Below are 17,096 nucleotides of genomic sequence, written 5' to 3' on the forward strand. Positions count from 1 at the left end.
TTCTGGTGCTGCATCGATCTGGTCGTATGCCTTGAATTCACCGAAGAACTTGGTGATCGCTGCTGTCAGCGAGGTCTTGCCATGGTCAACGTGACCAATCGTGCCGATGTTTACGTGGGGCTTATTACGTTCAAACTTGCTCTTTGCCATCTGAGCTCTCCTAAAATTACAGCCTGCTCAGGCTTTTTAATGTTTGGCGTAACCCGGAGGTTACGCGAACTTCTTCTGGATTTCCTGTGCGACTGCAGTTGGGACCGGCTCATAATGGTCAAACTGCATCGTGTACTGGGCGCGGCCCTGAGACATCGAACGCAGGTTGTTCACGTAACCAAACATGTTGGCCAGTGGAACGTTTGCGTTGACGACCGTAGCGATACCGCGTGCTTCGGTGCCAGAAATCTGACCACGACGCGAATTCAGGTCACCGATAACGTCACCGACGTAATCTTCAGGTGTTACCACCTCAACCTTCATGATTGGCTCGAGAAGCTGTGCACCAGCCTTCTGAGCGCCTTCACGGAATGCTGCACGGGACGCGATTTCGAAAGCGAGAACCGAGGAGTCAACGTCGTGGTATGCGCCGTCGATCAGGGTTGCCTTCACGCCAAGCATCGGGAAGCCAGCAAGCGGACCCGCACCCATGACGCTTTCGATACCCTTCTGAACGCCTGGGATGTATTCCTTAGGAACAGCACCACCAACGATCTTGGATTCGAAGATGAAGTCATCGCCGTCATGCGGTTCGAAAATGATCTTGACGCGAGCGAACTGACCCGAACCACCCGACTGCTTCTTGTGGGTGTAATCGATTTCAGCCTGACGGGTGATCGATTCACGGTAAGCAACCTGCGGCGCACCGACGTTTGCTTCCACCTTGAATTCACGCTTCATGCGGTCGACGAGAATGTCGAGATGAAGTTCGCCCATGCCAGCAATGATGGTCTGACCGGATTCTTCATCGGACTTAACGCGGAACGACGGATCTTCAGCAGCCAGACGATTGAGGGCGATGCCCATCTTTTCCTGGTCAGCTTTGGTCTTTGGTTCGATCGCGATTTCGATAACCGGATCCGGGAATTCCATGCGTTCAAGGATAACCGGCTTCAGCGGATCGCAGAGCGTATCGCCAGTGGTGGTTTCCTTGAGGCCAGCCAGAGCAACGATGTCGCCTGCGAAGGCTTCTTCGATGTCTTCACGGCTGTTGGAGTGCATCTGCAGCATACGGCCGATACGCTCACGCTTGCCCTTAACAGTGTTCTCGAGCGAAACGCCCTTGGTCAGCTTGCCCGAGTAAATACGAGCAAAAGTCAGCGAGCCAACGAACGGATCGTTCATGATCTTGAATGCGAGCATCGAAAGCGGTGCTTCATCCGAAGATTCACGGGTGGTTTCGGTTTCGGTCTTAACGTCGATGCCCTTAATTGCAGGAACATCGGTTGGAGCCGGAAGGAATTCCACAACAGCGTCGAGAAGCGGCTGAACGCCACGGTTCTTGAACGCAGTACCGCAAAGAATAGGATGGAACTTAACGTCGATGGTGCCCTTACGGATCAGTGCACGGAGCTGTTCGTTCGAAGGCATGTTGCCTTCAAGGTAAGCTTCCATTGCAGCTTCATCGATTTCCACTGCCAGCTCAATGAGCTTTTCGCGGTATTCTTCAGCCTTATCCTTCAGGTCTGCTGGAATTTCACCTTCGGTCGCAGCTGCGCCGATTGTGCCGTCCCAGGTCAGGGCCTTCATTTCGATAAGGTCGATAACGCCTTCGAACTCGTTTTCAGCACCGATTGGCAGCTGAACTGGAAGAGCGATTGCACCAAGACGCGAGCCAACCATTTCTACGCAACGGTAGAAGTCGGCACCGATCTTGTCCATCTTGTTGACGAAGACCATACGTGGAACGTGGTACTTCTCAGCCTGACGCCAAACGGTTTCAGTCTGTGGCTCTACACCAGCATTCGCATCGAGAAGAGCGATTGCGCCGTCGAGAACGCGGAGCGAACGCTCGACTTCGATGGTGAAGTCAACGTGGCCCGGGGTGTCGATGATGTTGAAGCGACGCTTCTTGCCATCCTGACCCTGCCAGAACGTGGTCGTAGCAGCGGACGTGATGGTGATACCGCGTTCCTGTTCCTGCTCCATCCAGTCCATGGTGGACGCGCCATCATGGGTTTCACCGATCTTGTGGTTCTTACCGGTATAGAACAGGATACGCTCGGTCATCGTCGTCTTACCGGCGTCGATGTGAGCCATAATACCGAAATTGCGGTAGTCTTCGATTTTATATTCGCGGGCCATGTTTTTGCTCTTTGAATAGGGTTCGACGATTACCAGCGGTAATGCGAGAATGCGCGGTTGGCTTCAGCCATGCGGTGCGTGTCTTCACGCTTCTTCACAGCAGAACCACGGTTGTTTGCAGCATCAAGCAATTCACCGGAAAGACGATCAATCATCGTGGTTTCATTACGACCACGAGCTGCATTGATCAGCCAACGAATGGCAAGCGCCTGGCGGCGTTCTGAACGCACATCGACCGGAACCTGGTAGGTTGCACCACCAACGCGGCGCGAACGGACTTCAACGTGCGGAGCGACATTGTCGAGCGCCTGATGGAACAGCGCGACCGGCTCTGACTTCGCCTTGGCTTCGATTGCTTCAAGCGCACCGTAAACGATGCTTTCAGCAACCGACTTCTTGCCATGAAGCATAACTGCATTCATGAACTTCGTGATTACGAGATCGCCGAACTTTGGATCCGGATTAATCTCACGCTTCTCAGCTTTATGGCGTCTGGACATTTCGTCTCAACTTTCAATTACATCGGGCTCAACTCGCCATTCTGGCGGCCGGTATCCCCGGAAAATTCTTACTTAGGACGCTTCGCACCGTACTTCGAACGACGCTGCTTGCGGTTCTTAACACCCTGGGTATCGAGAACGCCGCGGATGATGTGATAACGCACACCCGGCAAATCCTTGACGCGGCCGCCGCGGATCATAACCACGGAGTGCTCCTGAAGGTTGTGACCTTCACCTGGGATGTAACCGATGACTTCAAAGCCATTGGTCAAACGAATCTTGGCAACCTTACGGAGAGCCGAGTTCGGCTTCTTAGGGGTTGTCGTATAAACGCGGGTGCAAACGCCGCGCTTCTGTGGGTTTGCCTGCAGAGCAGGAACCTTATTACGCTTTACCGGCGCAGTGCGCGGCTTGCGGATCAACTGGTTTACGGTAGGCATTGAACCTTCCTCTATAAAAAATCTCGTATCGGCGCCCAATGAGGGCCGTTTCACCGGAGTGCTCATGCACAAATTCGGGACCAGCCACACTTCATGTGGCCACCCCGAACAAAAGCAGAGGAAGCATAGGCTTCATGCGAACGGCAAGTTGCATTTCGATCGTAAAACGAACCCTGTTTGAGGCGAACTTCAGAGCGCGTCGCTCCGAAACAGCCAGCCTCACATCGGCTCAGATGGGCTGCTGATACGTCTTTGGAGCCGTTTCGTCAAGGGCAGGACGTTAAGTTTCTTCACCAAAAGGCCGCAAAGCCGCGTTTTGGTACCCGCCAGACAGGTTATTGCGCCTCATGGCGCGTCATATCGCGATTATTTCGCAGACAAAACTGTCATTTTCGTGTGCCAGCATAGCGCCAGACCCGAACAGCGGCTATTGAAGCACATCCGAGTCGAAACACAACAGAATATTAAGGGATTCTCAATGTCATCCACTACCCCGATCGCAGACAACGATTCGCCAATCGTTCATCTGGTCATTGCCGACGTCTGGAATGAAGGCGAAGAGGAATCTATAGAAGTACACATTCTCCTGAAATCCGATGAAGATGAAGACCTCGTTCAGACGGTCCTCGCGATCCTGGCGGAAGAAGGCTACCACGAAGCCGAGCTCGTCGAGATGGGCACTATCACCGAAGAACCAGAAGAAGAACCTCACAAGAGTGCATGGCACACCGCCCTCACCGGCGAAGTTGCGCTGATCGAATTTGAAGGCGACGACGAAGAATAAGTCTCGCTGAAATCCATGCAGCTTAATTCAGGCCTAATCCGGGATTGAGTTCAAGGTTCTGCACAATGACAAAAGGCGGTTTCCAACCGCCTTTTTTCTATTCGCACACAAAAACCACAAACAAAAAGGCCGCCTCAAAAGGCGGCCTTTTCTTTGTCTTGAACGCTGCCTTATTCGGCTGCGTTGTTGGTCATGTCTGTCAGCATCGCATTGGCTGCTGCGGAACCGGTCGACTTGCGGCGCTCGTCGATGATCAGTTCGTCGCGAGCCGTCGCGATACGACGGATCTGGTTGGTCATGCCGCCAGTACCGGCCGGGATGAGACGGCCGACGATGACGTTTTCCTTGAGACCCTGCAGCATGTCCATCTTGCCGGCAACAGCCGCTTCGGTAAGCACACGCGTGGTTTCCTGGAACGACGCAGCCGAGATGAACGAAGGAGTCTGCAACGAAGCCTTGGTAATACCAAGCAGAACCGGATTACCTGAGCCTGGCTTCTTGCCTTCTTCGATCAGACGATCATTGACTTCATCGAGTTCGATGCGGTCAACGTGATCGCCCGGAATGTAACCGGTATCACCGGATTCCGTGATCTCAATCTTCTGCAGCATCTGACGAACAATCACTTCGATGTGCTTGTCGTTGATCAGAACGCCCTGAAGACGATAGACTTCCTGGATTTCATTGACGAGGTAAGAAGCGAGAGCTTCCACGCCCTTAATGGCCAGAATGTCGTGCGGCGCTGGATTACCGTCGAGGATGTATTCACCCTTTTCGATAACGTCACCGTCCTGAAGATGGAACGGCTTACCCTTAGGAATCAGATACTCAACTGGTTCGATCGTATCGTCGTTTGGCTCAATGATGATGCGTCGCTTGTTCTTGTAATCGCGACCAAAACGGACAGTACCATCGATCTCTGCGATGACGGCGTGGTCCTTCGGACGACGAGCTTCGAACAGTTCCGCAACGCGTGGCAGACCACCGGTAATATCCTTGGTCTTCGCGCTTTCCATCGGCAAACGAGCAATAACGTCACCGGCGTTCACATGTGCACCAGGCTCGAACGAGAGGATCGTTTCCACCGAAAGCAGGAAGCGAGCTTCGCCACCCTTCGACAGTTTTGCGATCTTGCCGCTCTTGTCCTTGATGACCATAGCAGGCTTGAGATCCGCACCACGAGGGGTCGAACGCCAATCGATGACAACGCGCTTCGTGATACCCGTCGACTCGTCCGCCGTTTCCGAAACCGAAAGACCATCGACGAGATCTTCGAACTCGACGTAGCCTTCCACTTCCGTAAGGATTGGACGGGTGTATGGATCCCACTCGGCAATACGTTGACCGCGCTTGACGACATCGCCTTCGTCAACGAACAGACGCGAACCATAGGTTACACGGTGAACAGCACGTTCCTTGCCGGTCGCATCGACGATCAGAACCGCCATGTTACGGCCCATCACCACGAGGTTACCATCGGAGTTGCGAACCACATTGCGGTTGCGCAGCTTGACGGTGCCTTCATACGACGCTTCGAGGTACGACGAGTCAACAACCTGAGCGGTACCACCCAAGTGGAAGGTACGCATGGTCAGCTGAGTACCAGGCTCGCCGATCGACTGTGCAGCGATAACGCCAACCGCTTCGCCCTGATTGACCGGAGTACCGCGTGCAAGGTCACGACCATAGCACTTGGCGCAAACGCCGTTACGGGTTTCACAGGTCAGAGCCGAACGAATACGGATCGACTGGATGCCAGCCTTCTCGATAACTTCGACGTCCTTTTCCTCGATCATGCGGCCAGCTTCGACGATAACATCGCCAGTTGCTGGATTGATGATTGGATCAAGTGCGGTACGGCCCAGAACACGCTGTCCGATTGGAGCAACGATCTGACCGGCATCGACGATCGGCTGCATGGTGAGACCGATTTCAGCGCCGCAATCGACTTCCGAAATGATCGCATCCTGTGCAACGTCAACGAGACGACGGGTCAGGTAACCCGAGTTAGCGGTCTTCAAAGCAGTATCGGCAAGACCCTTACGGGCACCGTGTGTCGAGTTGAAGTACTCGTTAACGGTCAGGCCTTCCTTGAAGTTCGAGATGATCGGGGTTTCGATGATTTCACCCGACGGCTTGGCCATGAGGCCACGCATACCGCCAAGCTGACGCATCTGGTTGACCGAACCACGGGCACCCGAATGCGACATCATGTAGACCGAGTTCATCTGCTTCTGACGTCCGGTCACCGGATCGAATTCAACAGCCTTAATGCGGGCCATCATTTCTTCGGTGATCTTGTCAGTCGCCTTACCCCAGGCATCAACGACCTTGTTGTACTTTTCGCCCTGAGTGATCAGGCCGTCATTGTACTGCTGTTCGTATTCGGTCGTCAGAGCTTCGGTTTCTGCAACGATCTTCGCCTTCGAGTCCGGAATGACCATGTCATCCTTACCGAACGAAATACCGGCGCGACATGCATGAGCAAAGCCAAGCTGCATGATGCGATCGCAGAAGATAACCGTCTCTTTCTGACCGCAATGGCGGTAGACGTGGTCGATCATCTTGGAGATGTTCTTCTTGGTCATCTCCTGATTACAGATGTCGAACGGCACATTGACATGCTTCGGCAGAAGCTCGCCAGTGATCAAGCGGCCAGGCGTGGTGTCGTAAACCTTGGAAACGACATTGCCTTCCGCGTCAACCGTCTTGAAACGGCCTTTGATCTTGGTGTGCAGCGTGACAACCTTGTTCTCAAGCGCATGCTGAAGCTCGCCCATATCGGCAAACATCATGCCTTCGCCTGGCTCCTTGTCTGCCACGATCGACAGATAATAGAGGCCGAGAACCATGTCCTGCGAAGGAACGATGATCGGTGCGCCGTTGGCCGGATGCAGGATGTTGTTGGTCGACATCATCAGCACGCGTGCTTCAAGCTGGGCTTCGAGCGACAGCGGAACGTGAACAGCCATCTGGTCACCGTCGAAGTCAGCATTGAACGCTGTACAAACGAGCGGATGCAGCTGGATGGCCTTGCCTTCGATCAGCGTGGGTTCGAATGCCTGAATACCAAGACGGTGCAGCGTAGGCGCGCGGTTCAGAAGAACCGGATGCTCACGGATGACTTCATCAAGAATATCCCAGACTTCCGGACGTTCTTTTTCAACCAGCTTCTTCGCCTGCTTGACAGTCGAGGAATAACCCTTGGCATCAAGACGTGCGTAGATGAATGGCTTGAAGAGTTCGAGCGCCATCTTCTTAGGCAGACCGCACTGGTGCAGCTTCAGTTCAGGACCAGTCACGATAACCGAACGACCCGAATAGTCGACGCGCTTACCGAGAAGGTTCTGACGGAAACGACCCTGCTTGCCCTTGAGCATGTCGGAGAGCGACTTCAGCGGACGCTTGTTAGCACCCGTGATGACGCGGCCACGACGACCGTTATCGAACAGCGCGTCAACAGCTTCCTGCAGCATGCGCTTTTCGTTACGGATAATAATGCCCGGTGCGCGCAGTTCGATCAGGCGCTTCAGACGGTTGTTACGGTTGATCACACGACGATACAGATCGTTCAGATCGGATGTCGCAAAACGACCGCCGTCCAGTGGAACCAGAGGACGCAGATCCGGTGGGATCACCGGAACGATCTTCATGATCATCCACTCAGGACGGTTTCCCGACTCAAGGAAGTTCTCAACGATCTTGAGGCGCTTCATCAGCTTCTTCGTCTTCAGTTCTGAAGTCGTTTCGGCCAGATCAACGCGCAGATCAGCTGCGATCTTTTCAAGTTCCATCGAAGCCAGAAGCTCGAAAATAGCTTCCGCGCCGATAAGTGCTGTGAACTGATCTTCGCCGAATTCATCGACGGCGATCATGTATTCTTCTTCCGAAAGAAGCTGATGCTCCTTCAGCGAAGTCAGGCCTGGTTCGGTAACAATGTAGTTTTCGAAGTACAGGACGCGCTCAATATCCTTGAGCGTCATGTCCAGCAGCGTGCCGATGCGGCTTGGCAGCGACTTCAGGAACCAGATATGTGCAACCGGTGCGGCCAGTTCGATATGGCCCATACGCTCACGGCGAACGCGCGACAGCGTAACTTCAACGCCGCACTTTTCGCAGATAATGCCTTTGTATTTCATACGCTTGTACTTGCCGCACAAGCATTCATAATCCTTGATCGGGCCAAAGATACGCGCGCAGAAGAGACCATCGCGTTCAGGCTTGAACGTACGATAGTTGATCGTCTCCGGCTTCTTGATCTCGCCGTATGACCAGGACAGAATCTTCTCAGGGCTGGCAATCGAGATTCTGATGGAATCGAACGTCTGTGCCGGAGCCTGAGGATTGAAAAGATTCATGACCTCTTGGTTCATGCCGTTCTCCTTGAGGGCGATCCGCCGCCCTGTGTGTCGTCGATGACAAGCTGAAAGTCCCTGCCATCTTGAAAAGAATTCGCGGTATTAAGCAGTCTGGAACTGCACATTCCGTTCAGTATTTCCGTGCACGAAGCGTCTTCAGCCTTTTGCTGGAAATACTTTACGGGCGCGCCACGGCAATACCATGGCGCGCCTTGATGTTTTTTATTCCGCCGCGTCCGGAAGTGCCGGCTGCTGCTCGTCGCGTGTATCGTCCAGCTCAACATTGAGACCGAGCGAACGCATTTCCTTGACAAGAACGTTGAAGCTTTCTGGAATGCCAGCTTCGAACGTATCGTCGCCACGAACAATCGCTTCGTAGACCTTGGTACGGCCTGCAACGTCGTCCGACTTGACCGTAAGCATTTCCTGCAGCGTGTAAGCCGCACCATATGCTTCCAGAGCCCAGACCTCCATTTCGCCGAAGCGCTGACCACCGAACTGCGCCTTACCACCAAGCGGCTGCTGGGTGACGAGCGAGTAAGGTCCGATCGAACGAGCGTGGATCTTGTCGTCGACCAGGTGATGGAGCTTCAACATATAGATGTAGCCCATGGTCACCTGACGGTCGAACGGCTCACCCGTACGGCCATCATACAGTGTCGACTGACCCGAGGTCGCCAGACCTGCATCCGCCAACATCGCATTGATGTCTGCTTCAACAGCACCGTCGAAGACCGGCGTTGCAATCGACACGCCGCGCTTCACCTGATTGGCCAGCATGAGGACGGAATCGTCATCATAAGACCGGACCGGTTCGTTGCGGTCGTTGTCTGGGTAGATGTGCTCCAGCGTTTCGCGCAGCGGCTCGATATTGGCCGTCTTGCGATAAACGTCGATCAGCTCACCGATCTTCTTACCCATGCCTGCGCAAGCCCAGCCAAGATGTGTTTCCAGAATCTGGCCCACATTCATACGGCTCGGCACGCCAAGCGGGTTAAGAACGATATCGGCATGCGTACCGTCTTCGAGGAATGGCATGTCTTCGACAGGGAGAATGCGGGAAACCACACCCTTGTTGCCGTGACGGCCAGCCATCTTGTCACCCGGCTGAATCTTGCGCTTCACAGCGACAAAGACCTTGACCATCTTCATGACGCCTGGAGGCATCTCGTCGCCGCGCTGAACCTTCTCGACCTTATCCATGAAGCGAGCTTCGAGCAGCTTCTTGGATTCATCGTACTGGCCACGCAGAGCTTCCAGTTCACCCTGATGCTTTTCGTCTTCAACAGCGAACTGCCACCATTGCGAACGCGGATACTCGGTCATGATTTCGCGCGTAATGGTCGTGCCCTTCTTGAAGCCCTTAGGGCCTGCAGCAGCAACCTTACCATCAATCATGTCAGCGAGACGGCCATAAACGTTACGATCCAGGATAGCCTGTTCGTCGTCACGGTCCTTCGCAAGACGTTCGATCTCTTCGCGTTCGATCGCCATTGCACGTTCGTCTTTTTCAACGCCGTGGCGATTGAAAACGCGAACTTCAACAACGGTACCGTATGTTCCCGGAGGCATACGCATGGAGGTGTCGCGAACGTCAGATGCCTTTTCACCAAAGATGGCGCGCAGAAGTTTTTCTTCTGGCGTCATTGGGCTTTCGCCCTTCGGTGTGATCTTACCGACAAGAATGTCGCCAGGATGCACTTCAGCACCGATGTAAACGATACCAGCTTCGTCGAGGTTCTTCAGGGCTTCTTCCGAAACATTCGGAATGTCTCGGGTGATTTCCTCAGGTCCAAGCTTCGTGTCACGAGCAGCAACTTCGAATTCCTCGATATGGATCGAGGTGAAGACGTCCTCCGAAACGATCTTCTCGGAAAGAAGGATCGAATCTTCGTAGTTGTAGCCGTTCCAAGGCATGAACGCGACGAGCACGTTACGGCCAAGAGCCAGATCGCCGAGATCCGTCGATGGACCATCAGCAATGATGTCGCCCTTACCGATAGGATCACCAACGCGTACAAGCGGACGCTGATTGATACAGGTCGACTGGTTCGAACGCTGGAACTTCTGCAGACGATAGATATCAACGCCAGACTTCGACGGATCGAGGTCTTCGGTAGCGCGGATAACGATACGCGTTGCGTCAACCTGATCGACGATACCACCGCGACGAGCGGCGATAGCAGCACCAGAGTCACGCGCAACAACTGCTTCCATACCAGTTCCGACGAACGGTGCCTCTGCACGAACAAGCGGAACAGCCTGACGCTGCATGTTCGAGCCCATGAGAGCGCGGTTCGCATCGTCGTTTTCAAGGAACGGAATAAGCGCTGCTGCAACCGAAACGAGCTGCTTTGGCGAAACGTCCATCAGATCCACGTTTTCACGCGGAGCCATCATCACTTCGCCAGCGTGACGGCAGATGACGAATTCGTCAATAAAGCCACCCTGCTCGTCCAGTTCTACGTTTGCCTGAGCAACCGAGTGCTTGGCTTCTTCCATCGCCGACAGATAGACAACGTCGTTCGTTACCTTGCCGTCGACAACCTTACGATACGGGCTTTCGATGAAGCCGTACTTGTTGACGCGGGCAAAAGTTGCAAGCGAGTTGATCAGACCGATATTCGGGCCTTCCGGCGTTTCAATCGGGCAGATACGGCCATAATGCGTTGGATGCACGTCGCGGACTTCGAAGCCAGCGCGCTCACGGGTCAAACCACCAGGTCCAAGAGCCGAAAGACGGCGCTTATGAGTGATTTCCGAAAGCGGATTGGTCTGATCCATGAACTGCGACAGCTGCGAGGAGCCGAAGAATTCACGTACAGCCGCAGCAGCAGGCTTCGCGTTGATCAGATCCTGTGGCATGACCGTGTCGATTTCGATCGAGGACATACGTTCCTTGATCGCACGTTCCATGCGCAGAAGACCGACGCGATACTGATTTTCCATCAGCTCGCCGACCGAACGGACACGACGGTTACCGAGATTGTCGATATCGTCGATTTCACCACGGCCATCGCGCAGCTCAACCAGCATCTTGACCACAGCAAGGATGTCTTCCTTGCGCAGAACACGGACAGTGTCTTCTGCATCGAGGTCGAGACGCATGTTCATCTTCACGCGACCAACAGCGGACAGGTCATAGCGTTCCGAATCGAAGAACAGCGAATGGAACATGGCTTCAGCCGAATCCATTGTCGGCGGCTCACCCGGACGCATCACGCGGTAGATGTCGAACAGTGCTTCCTGACGGCTTTCGTTCTTGTCGACAGCCAGCGTGTTGCGGATATACGCACCGATATTGATATGATCAATATCAAGGACGTTGATCTCATCAACACCTGTGTCGAGAAGCGTCTTGAGAACCTTCTCATCAATTTCGTCACCGGCTTCGAGATAAATCTCACCCGTTGCGTAATTGACGGTATCTTCAGCAAGGTACGAACCAAAGAGATCGTCTTCAGTTGCCTTGATGAACTTCAGGCCCTTCTCAGCAAGCTGCTTCGCGGAGCGAGCGGTCAGCTTCTTGCCAGCTTCGAGAACGACTTCACCAGTGTCGGCATCGATAAGATCAGAAATGATCTTCATGCCCTTGAAGCGTTCTACCGAGTACGGAATGCGCCAGTTGTCGCCATCACGCGAATACGTAACGGTGTTGTAGAACGTCGACAAAATTTCTTCGCCGTCCATGCCGAGCGCCATGAGAAGCGTCGTTGCTGGAAGCTTGCGGCGACGATCGATACGCGCATAGACCACGTCCTTGGCATCGAATTCGATGTCAAGCCAAGAGCCGCGGTAAGGAATGACGCGAGCAGCAAACAGAAGCTTGCCCGAGGAATGCGTCTTGCCCTTGTCGTGATCGAAGAATACGCCCGGCGAGCGGTGCATCTGCGAAACGATAACACGTTCGGTACCATTGACGATGAAGGTGCCGTTGTCCGTCATGAGCGGCATATCGCCCATGTAAACATCCTGCTCCTTGATGTCCTTGATAGACTTCGCGCCGGTATCTTCATCAATATCGAATACGATAAGACGCAACGTCACCTTGAGAGGTGCCGAATACGTCAAATCGCGCTGACGGCATTCGTCAACGTCGAACTTCGGTGCATCGAATTCGTAGCGAACGAATTCCAGCATTGAAGCGCCGGAGAAATCCTGAATTGGGAAAACAGACTTGAAAACCGCCTGCAAACCCTCTTCAGAACGCCCGCCAGCTGGTTCCTCAACCATGAGGAACTGGTCGTATGATGCCTTTTGAACCTCAATGAGGTTTGGCATTTCCGCGACCTCGGGGATCTTGCCGAAAAATTTGCGTACGCGCTTGCGACCATTGAAAGAATGGGTCTGAGCCATCGTCGCTCCTCGTTCTATAGCCTTACGGCTTGCTCACGCCTTGCGGCCTTTATCGTGCGCCGCCTTTCGGCGGTCCTTCTAACGGGCTAAAACCCGTTTCCTGAAGGCCCGTTCAGGGCCATCAGGAAAAGGGTTTAAAATGATCAGAACAGTCTCTTAACAATCGTTCTGATTATAATCTGCATGAAGAGAACCTAATTCCGCGCTTTTCGTTTCTTTTCATGCATTTACTCCGGATGCAAGACCCAGAATGAAACCGGCGGACGGAAACCGTCCGCCGGAATACTCGAACTTACTTGAGTTCGACCTTAGCGCCAGCTGCTTCGAGCTGTGCCTTGATCTTCTCAGCTTCGTCCTTGGAAGCGCCTTCCTTGACAGCCTTAGGAGCTGCTTCAACGAGGTCCTTAGCTTCCTTGAGGCCGAGACCGGTGATTGCGCGAACTTCCTTGATCACGTTGATCTTGTTTGCGCCGCCGTCAGCGAGGACAACATCAAATTCGGTCTTTTCTTCAGCAGCAGCAGCTGGAGCAGCGCCACCAGCAGCAGCAACTGCTACAGGAGCAGCAGCCGAAACGCCCCACTTTTCTTCGAGAAGCTTCGAAAGCTCTGCAGCTTCGAGAACGGTCAGAGCCGACAGGTCTTCAACGATCTTTGCGAGATCAGCCATTTTGGTATTTCCTTAGTTTCAAGGTTTGAACAATTGACAGCGAAAAACGGCCTTACGCCGCCTCGTTCTTCCGGGCGTGCGCGCCAATAACGCGGGCGATCTGGCCCGCTGGTGCGCTGGTAAGTACTGCGAGACGCTGAGCCGGGGTCTGGATCATTCCAACCAGCTTTGCGCGCAGTTCGTCGAGCGATGGGAGCGAAGCAAGCGACTTCACGCCTTCGGCGTTAAGTGTCGTTGCGCCCATTGCACCACCGAGGATAACGAGCTTGTCGTTAGCCTTGGCGAATTCGACGGCTACTTTCGGAGCGGTAATTGGGTCGTTTGCATAAGCAACAACCGTCTGACCTGTGAACAGATCAGAGATACCTTCCGATTCCGTGCCCTGAAGAGCGATCTTGGCAAGGCGGTTTTTCGCGACTTTAACGGTACCACCAGCGTCACGCATCTTTGAGCGAAGGTCGCTCATCTGCGCAACAGTGAGACCGGTATAGTGGGCCACGACGACCGAACCGGAATCTTTAAAAGCTCCGTTCAGCCACGAGACAAATTCGCGTTTTTCCGCTCTATCCACTGTCTCTCTCCAGTAGACAGGACCACATGGTCCTGCCGGGTTGCCTTTGCCGGACGAACTTCACAGTCAGCCCGACGTTCGAGGATCCTGTCCCCTTCAGCTATCCCGACAAGCAGGCATCACTCAAAGGCAACTACGGTTCAAACCTTGCATGCACATTCGTGCGAAACAGGGTTATTCCACGTCTCATGCAGGCCGCATGTTTAAGGACTATCACCCGGAGGTGACGGTCCGCCTGTAATCTCGGACAGGATAACCGGACTTTCGTCCGGCTATCCGGATCTTGCGATCCGGAATTCTTGCACTTTCGACCACTCTCGCAGTACTGGTGTGCCACCATGGCCTCCCCTTCAAAGGAAGGCATAGGCTCCGGCGAACCGGAGCCTTAATAACTTAAGCGACGACCTTAACGGTTGCCGGATCGACCTTGACGCCTACGCCCATGGTCGAGGAAATCGATACGCGCTTGACGTATTCACCCTTGGCAGCCGAAGGCTTTGCCTTGATGACCGCATCAGCAAAGGCCTTGATGTTTTCTTCGAGCTTCTGGCTATCGAAGGAAACCTTGCCGATGCCAGCATGGATGATACCAGCCTTTTCAACGCGAAACTCAACAGCGCCACCCTTGGAGGCAGTAACTGCAGCTGCAACGTCAACAGTCACGGTGCCAACCTTAGGGTTTGGCATCAGACCACGTGGGCCGAGTACCTTACCGAGACGACCAACGAGTGGCATCATGTCAGGAGTGGCAATGCAGCGATCGAAATCGATCTTGCCGCCATTGACGATTTCGAAAAGCTCTTCTGCACCAACGATGTCGGCGCCAGCCTTCTTAGCTTCTTCAGCCTTGTCGCCGCGTGCGAAAACAGCAACGCGAACGGTACGGCCTGTGCCGTTAGGAAGGTTGACAACGCCACGAACCATCTGGTCGGCGTGACGCGGATCAACGCCTAGGTTCATTGCGATTTCGATGGTTTCGTCGAACTTGGCAACTGCACGTTCCTTAACCAGACCGATTGCATCGGACAGGTCGTAGAGCTTGTTGACGTCAACGCCTTCGCGGATCTTAGCTACACGCTTGGAAATCTTTGCCATGGTCTTAGCTCACCACTTCCAGGCCCATCGAACGGGCAGAACCTTCGATCATACGCATTGCCGCTTCCACGTCAGATGCGTTCAGATCCTTCATCTTAACAAGAGCAATTTCGCGAACTTTATCACGCGCAATTGTGCCTGCCTTTTCCTTGCCAGGCGCCTTGGAACCCGACTTGAGGTTAGCAGCCTTCTTAAGGAAGTAGGTTACTGGAGGAGTCTTCATCACAAAAGTGAAAGACTTATCCTGATAGTATGTGATCACGACTGGAATCGGCGAACCTTTTTCCAGTTCCTGTGTGGCAGCGTTAAATGCCTTACAGAATTCCATGATGTTGATGCCGCGCTGACCCAGTGCTGGGCCAATCGGAGGCGATGGATTGGCCGCACCTGCTGCTACCTGGAGCTTCAGCTGGCCTGCAATTTTCTTAGCCATTGCATTCTGCCTTCATAAAAATACCGGAAACCGGCGTTCTCGATTAATGCCGGAAACCCGGCTCTCGACTGACGTCAGACAAACTGACTGGCAGTTTGGTGGTGCGAAATCAGCGACCGGCTAAGCCGCCTATCCTTCCACCGTTTCCACTTTTGACAGTGGATGCCCTTACGGGCGAACAATCAGAGCTTATCGACCTGACTGTATTCAAGATCCACAGGCGTAGCACGCCCGAAGATGGAAACTTCAACCTTGAGACGGGCACGCTCATCGTCGACTTCCTGAACGATACCGTTGAACGATGCAAACGGACCATCGGAAACGCGGACGTTTTCACCGATCTCAAAGGTGATCGATGATTTTGGCCGATCAACACCATCCTGAACCTGATTCAGAATCTGATCGACTTCCTTCTGAGAAACTGGAACGGGTTTTGAATCACCAAGGAATCCAGTCACACGCGGCGTATTCTTAATCAAAGAAAACACAGCGTCAGTCAGCGTGGCGCGCACGAGCACATAACCCGGGAAGAACTTGCGCTCAGCATCGACCTTACGACCGCGGCGAACCTCAACCACCTTCTCGGTAGGCACAACAATCTGCTCGATCAGGCTGGAAAGGCCCTTCTGAGCAGCTTTAGTTTCAATATCCTCGGCCACCTTCTTTTCGAAGTTGGAATAGGCGTGAACGATGTACCAGCGCGCTGTCATCTCGTAACTCCCCAATCCTGCTTAGCGGCCAAGGCCAAGTATAAATTCTACGCCATAGGCCATAAGCTGATCGGCAAGAAAAAAGAACGCAGCAGCCAGAAACGCCATGACCACCACCATAATCGTGGAGATGATCGTTTCACGCCTTGTAGGCCAGGTTACCTTCGCCGTTTCGGCGCGAACCTGCTGGAAAAAGGTGATCGGATTCGTCTTGGATGCCATCTGCCACTCTATTTGCTTGGTGAACCACCATCCCTGACCCAAAAGCGAATCAAAAACGGGAACCCACGCGTATACGGTACGCAAAGCTGAAGATTCAGCCCCACGCACCGCGTGTCTGTTGACGTTACATAGAATCGATTCTCAAAAAAAACAAGCCCATTGGTTAAAAGAATACCAAACAGGCTTATCGGAGATAACCGATCCTTGCTAATTCGCTTAACCGACAATGCAATCATACACCTGCCCACCGGCATCAGTACAATTTTCTACGGTAGCGCCCCTCCCCGCCCGGCCAACAAATTCCGGCGGAAAGTTATCATCTCCGATCTCGCATCGTTGAATTACGGGCGCATATCGGATGAATGAGCAAAAGCCCATCCATATAGAATATAGAAAACGAGCGCCCATAGTCAAGCCATGAGCGCCCGTTTGAAAATGGCAGGGGCAGCAGGGTTCGAACCCGCGACCTACGGTTTTGGAGACCGTCGCTCTACCAACTGAGCTATACCCCTATGCGGCATCTAGGATGCCAGACTGGCGGCGTTACCGCCAGTCGAATTCATTACTCGATGATCGAAGCGACGATGCCTGCACCGACGGTACGGCCACCTTCACGGATAGCGAAGCGGAGCTTCTCTTCCATTGCGATCGGGACGATCAGCGTA

14 protein-coding genes and 1 tRNA gene are annotated in these 17,096 nt (G+C 53.7%); 1 reads left to right on the forward strand and 14 read right to left on the reverse strand.

The annotated features are described in order from the left end of the window. The 4 genes from CEV33_RS07090 to rpsL form a co-directional block, all read right to left on the reverse strand. The coding region (locus CEV33_RS07090; RefSeq protein WP_235818376.1) for a GTP-binding protein at positions 1-150 on the reverse strand (150 nt) is incomplete at its 3' end. Positions 151-210: 60 nt separating this feature from the next. After that, positions 211-2,295, reverse strand: a complete 2,085-nt coding sequence (gene fusA / locus CEV33_RS07095) for an elongation factor G (protein WP_094539764.1) — start codon at positions 2,293-2,295, stop codon at positions 211-213. A 29-nt stretch (positions 2,296-2,324) separates the two neighbouring features. After that, positions 2,325-2,795, reverse strand: a complete 471-nt coding sequence (rpsG, locus tag CEV33_RS07100) for a 30S ribosomal protein S7 (protein WP_094539765.1) — start codon at positions 2,793-2,795, stop codon at positions 2,325-2,327. A gap of 68 nt (positions 2,796-2,863) precedes the next feature. Further along, a complete protein-coding gene (rpsL, locus tag CEV33_RS07105; protein WP_006168377.1) occupies positions 2,864-3,235 on the reverse strand; it encodes a 30S ribosomal protein S12 in 372 nt (123 codons plus the stop codon). A gap of 478 nt (positions 3,236-3,713) precedes the next feature. Here rpsL and CEV33_RS07110 point away from each other — a divergent pair, with 478 nt between their 5' ends. Next, the gene (locus tag CEV33_RS07110; RefSeq protein ID WP_094539766.1) at positions 3,714-4,019 is read left to right on the forward strand and encodes a hypothetical protein; all 306 of its coding nucleotides are present in this window, start codon (positions 3,714-3,716) and stop codon (positions 4,017-4,019) included. Positions 4,020-4,189: 170 nt separating this feature from the next. On the opposite strand, the gene rpoC is transcribed toward CEV33_RS07110, so the two are convergent. The 10 genes from rpoC to CEV33_RS07160 form a co-directional block, all read right to left on the reverse strand. Continuing rightward, positions 4,190-8,392 (reverse strand): DNA-directed RNA polymerase subunit beta', encoded by a 4,203-nt coding sequence (rpoC, locus tag CEV33_RS07115; protein ID WP_094539767.1) that lies wholly within the window; start codon positions 8,390-8,392, stop codon positions 4,190-4,192. Positions 8,393-8,599: 207 nt separating this feature from the next. Next, the gene (gene rpoB / locus CEV33_RS07120) at positions 8,600-12,733 is read right to left on the reverse strand and encodes a DNA-directed RNA polymerase subunit beta (RefSeq protein ID WP_094539768.1); all 4,134 of its coding nucleotides are present in this window, start codon (positions 12,731-12,733) and stop codon (positions 8,600-8,602) included. Positions 12,734-13,025: 292 nt separating this feature from the next. After that, positions 13,026-13,400 carry a 50S ribosomal protein L7/L12 gene (rplL, locus tag CEV33_RS07125; protein ID WP_094539769.1) on the reverse strand — a complete coding sequence of 125 codons (375 nt, stop codon included), beginning with the start codon at positions 13,398-13,400 and terminating at the stop codon, positions 13,026-13,028. Between the two features lie 52 nt (positions 13,401-13,452). Beyond that, positions 13,453-13,971 (reverse strand): 50S ribosomal protein L10, encoded by a 519-nt coding sequence (gene rplJ, locus CEV33_RS07130; RefSeq protein ID WP_094539770.1) that lies wholly within the window; start codon positions 13,969-13,971, stop codon positions 13,453-13,455. A gap of 393 nt (positions 13,972-14,364) precedes the next feature. Then, complete coding sequence (gene rplA, locus CEV33_RS07135; RefSeq protein WP_024898618.1) at positions 14,365-15,066, reverse strand: 50S ribosomal protein L1; 702 nt, start codon at positions 15,064-15,066, stop codon at positions 14,365-14,367. A gap of 4 nt (positions 15,067-15,070) precedes the next feature. Beyond that, complete coding sequence (gene rplK, locus CEV33_RS07140) at positions 15,071-15,499, reverse strand: 50S ribosomal protein L11 (protein WP_007875441.1); 429 nt, start codon at positions 15,497-15,499, stop codon at positions 15,071-15,073. 182 nt (positions 15,500-15,681) lie between these two features. Beyond that, positions 15,682-16,209: a transcription termination/antitermination protein NusG gene (nusG, locus tag CEV33_RS07145; RefSeq protein WP_094539771.1), complete on the reverse strand. Its 528-nt coding sequence runs from the start codon at positions 16,207-16,209 to the stop codon at positions 15,682-15,684. Positions 16,210-16,230: 21 nt separating this feature from the next. Continuing rightward, positions 16,231-16,431, reverse strand: coding sequence for a preprotein translocase subunit SecE (gene secE, locus CEV33_RS07150; RefSeq protein WP_024898620.1), 201 nt, complete (start codon positions 16,429-16,431; stop codon positions 16,231-16,233). A gap of 436 nt (positions 16,432-16,867) precedes the next feature. Next, a tRNA-Trp gene (locus CEV33_RS07155) sits at positions 16,868-16,943 on the reverse strand. A 50-nt stretch (positions 16,944-16,993) separates the two neighbouring features. Then, the coding region (locus CEV33_RS07160; protein WP_094539759.1) for an EF-Tu C-terminal domain-related protein at positions 16,994-17,096 on the reverse strand (103 nt) is incomplete at its 5' end.

This window comes from Brucella grignonensis, from assembly GCF_002252505.1.
GTDB lineage: Bacteria > Pseudomonadota > Alphaproteobacteria > Rhizobiales > Rhizobiaceae > Brucella > Brucella grignonensis.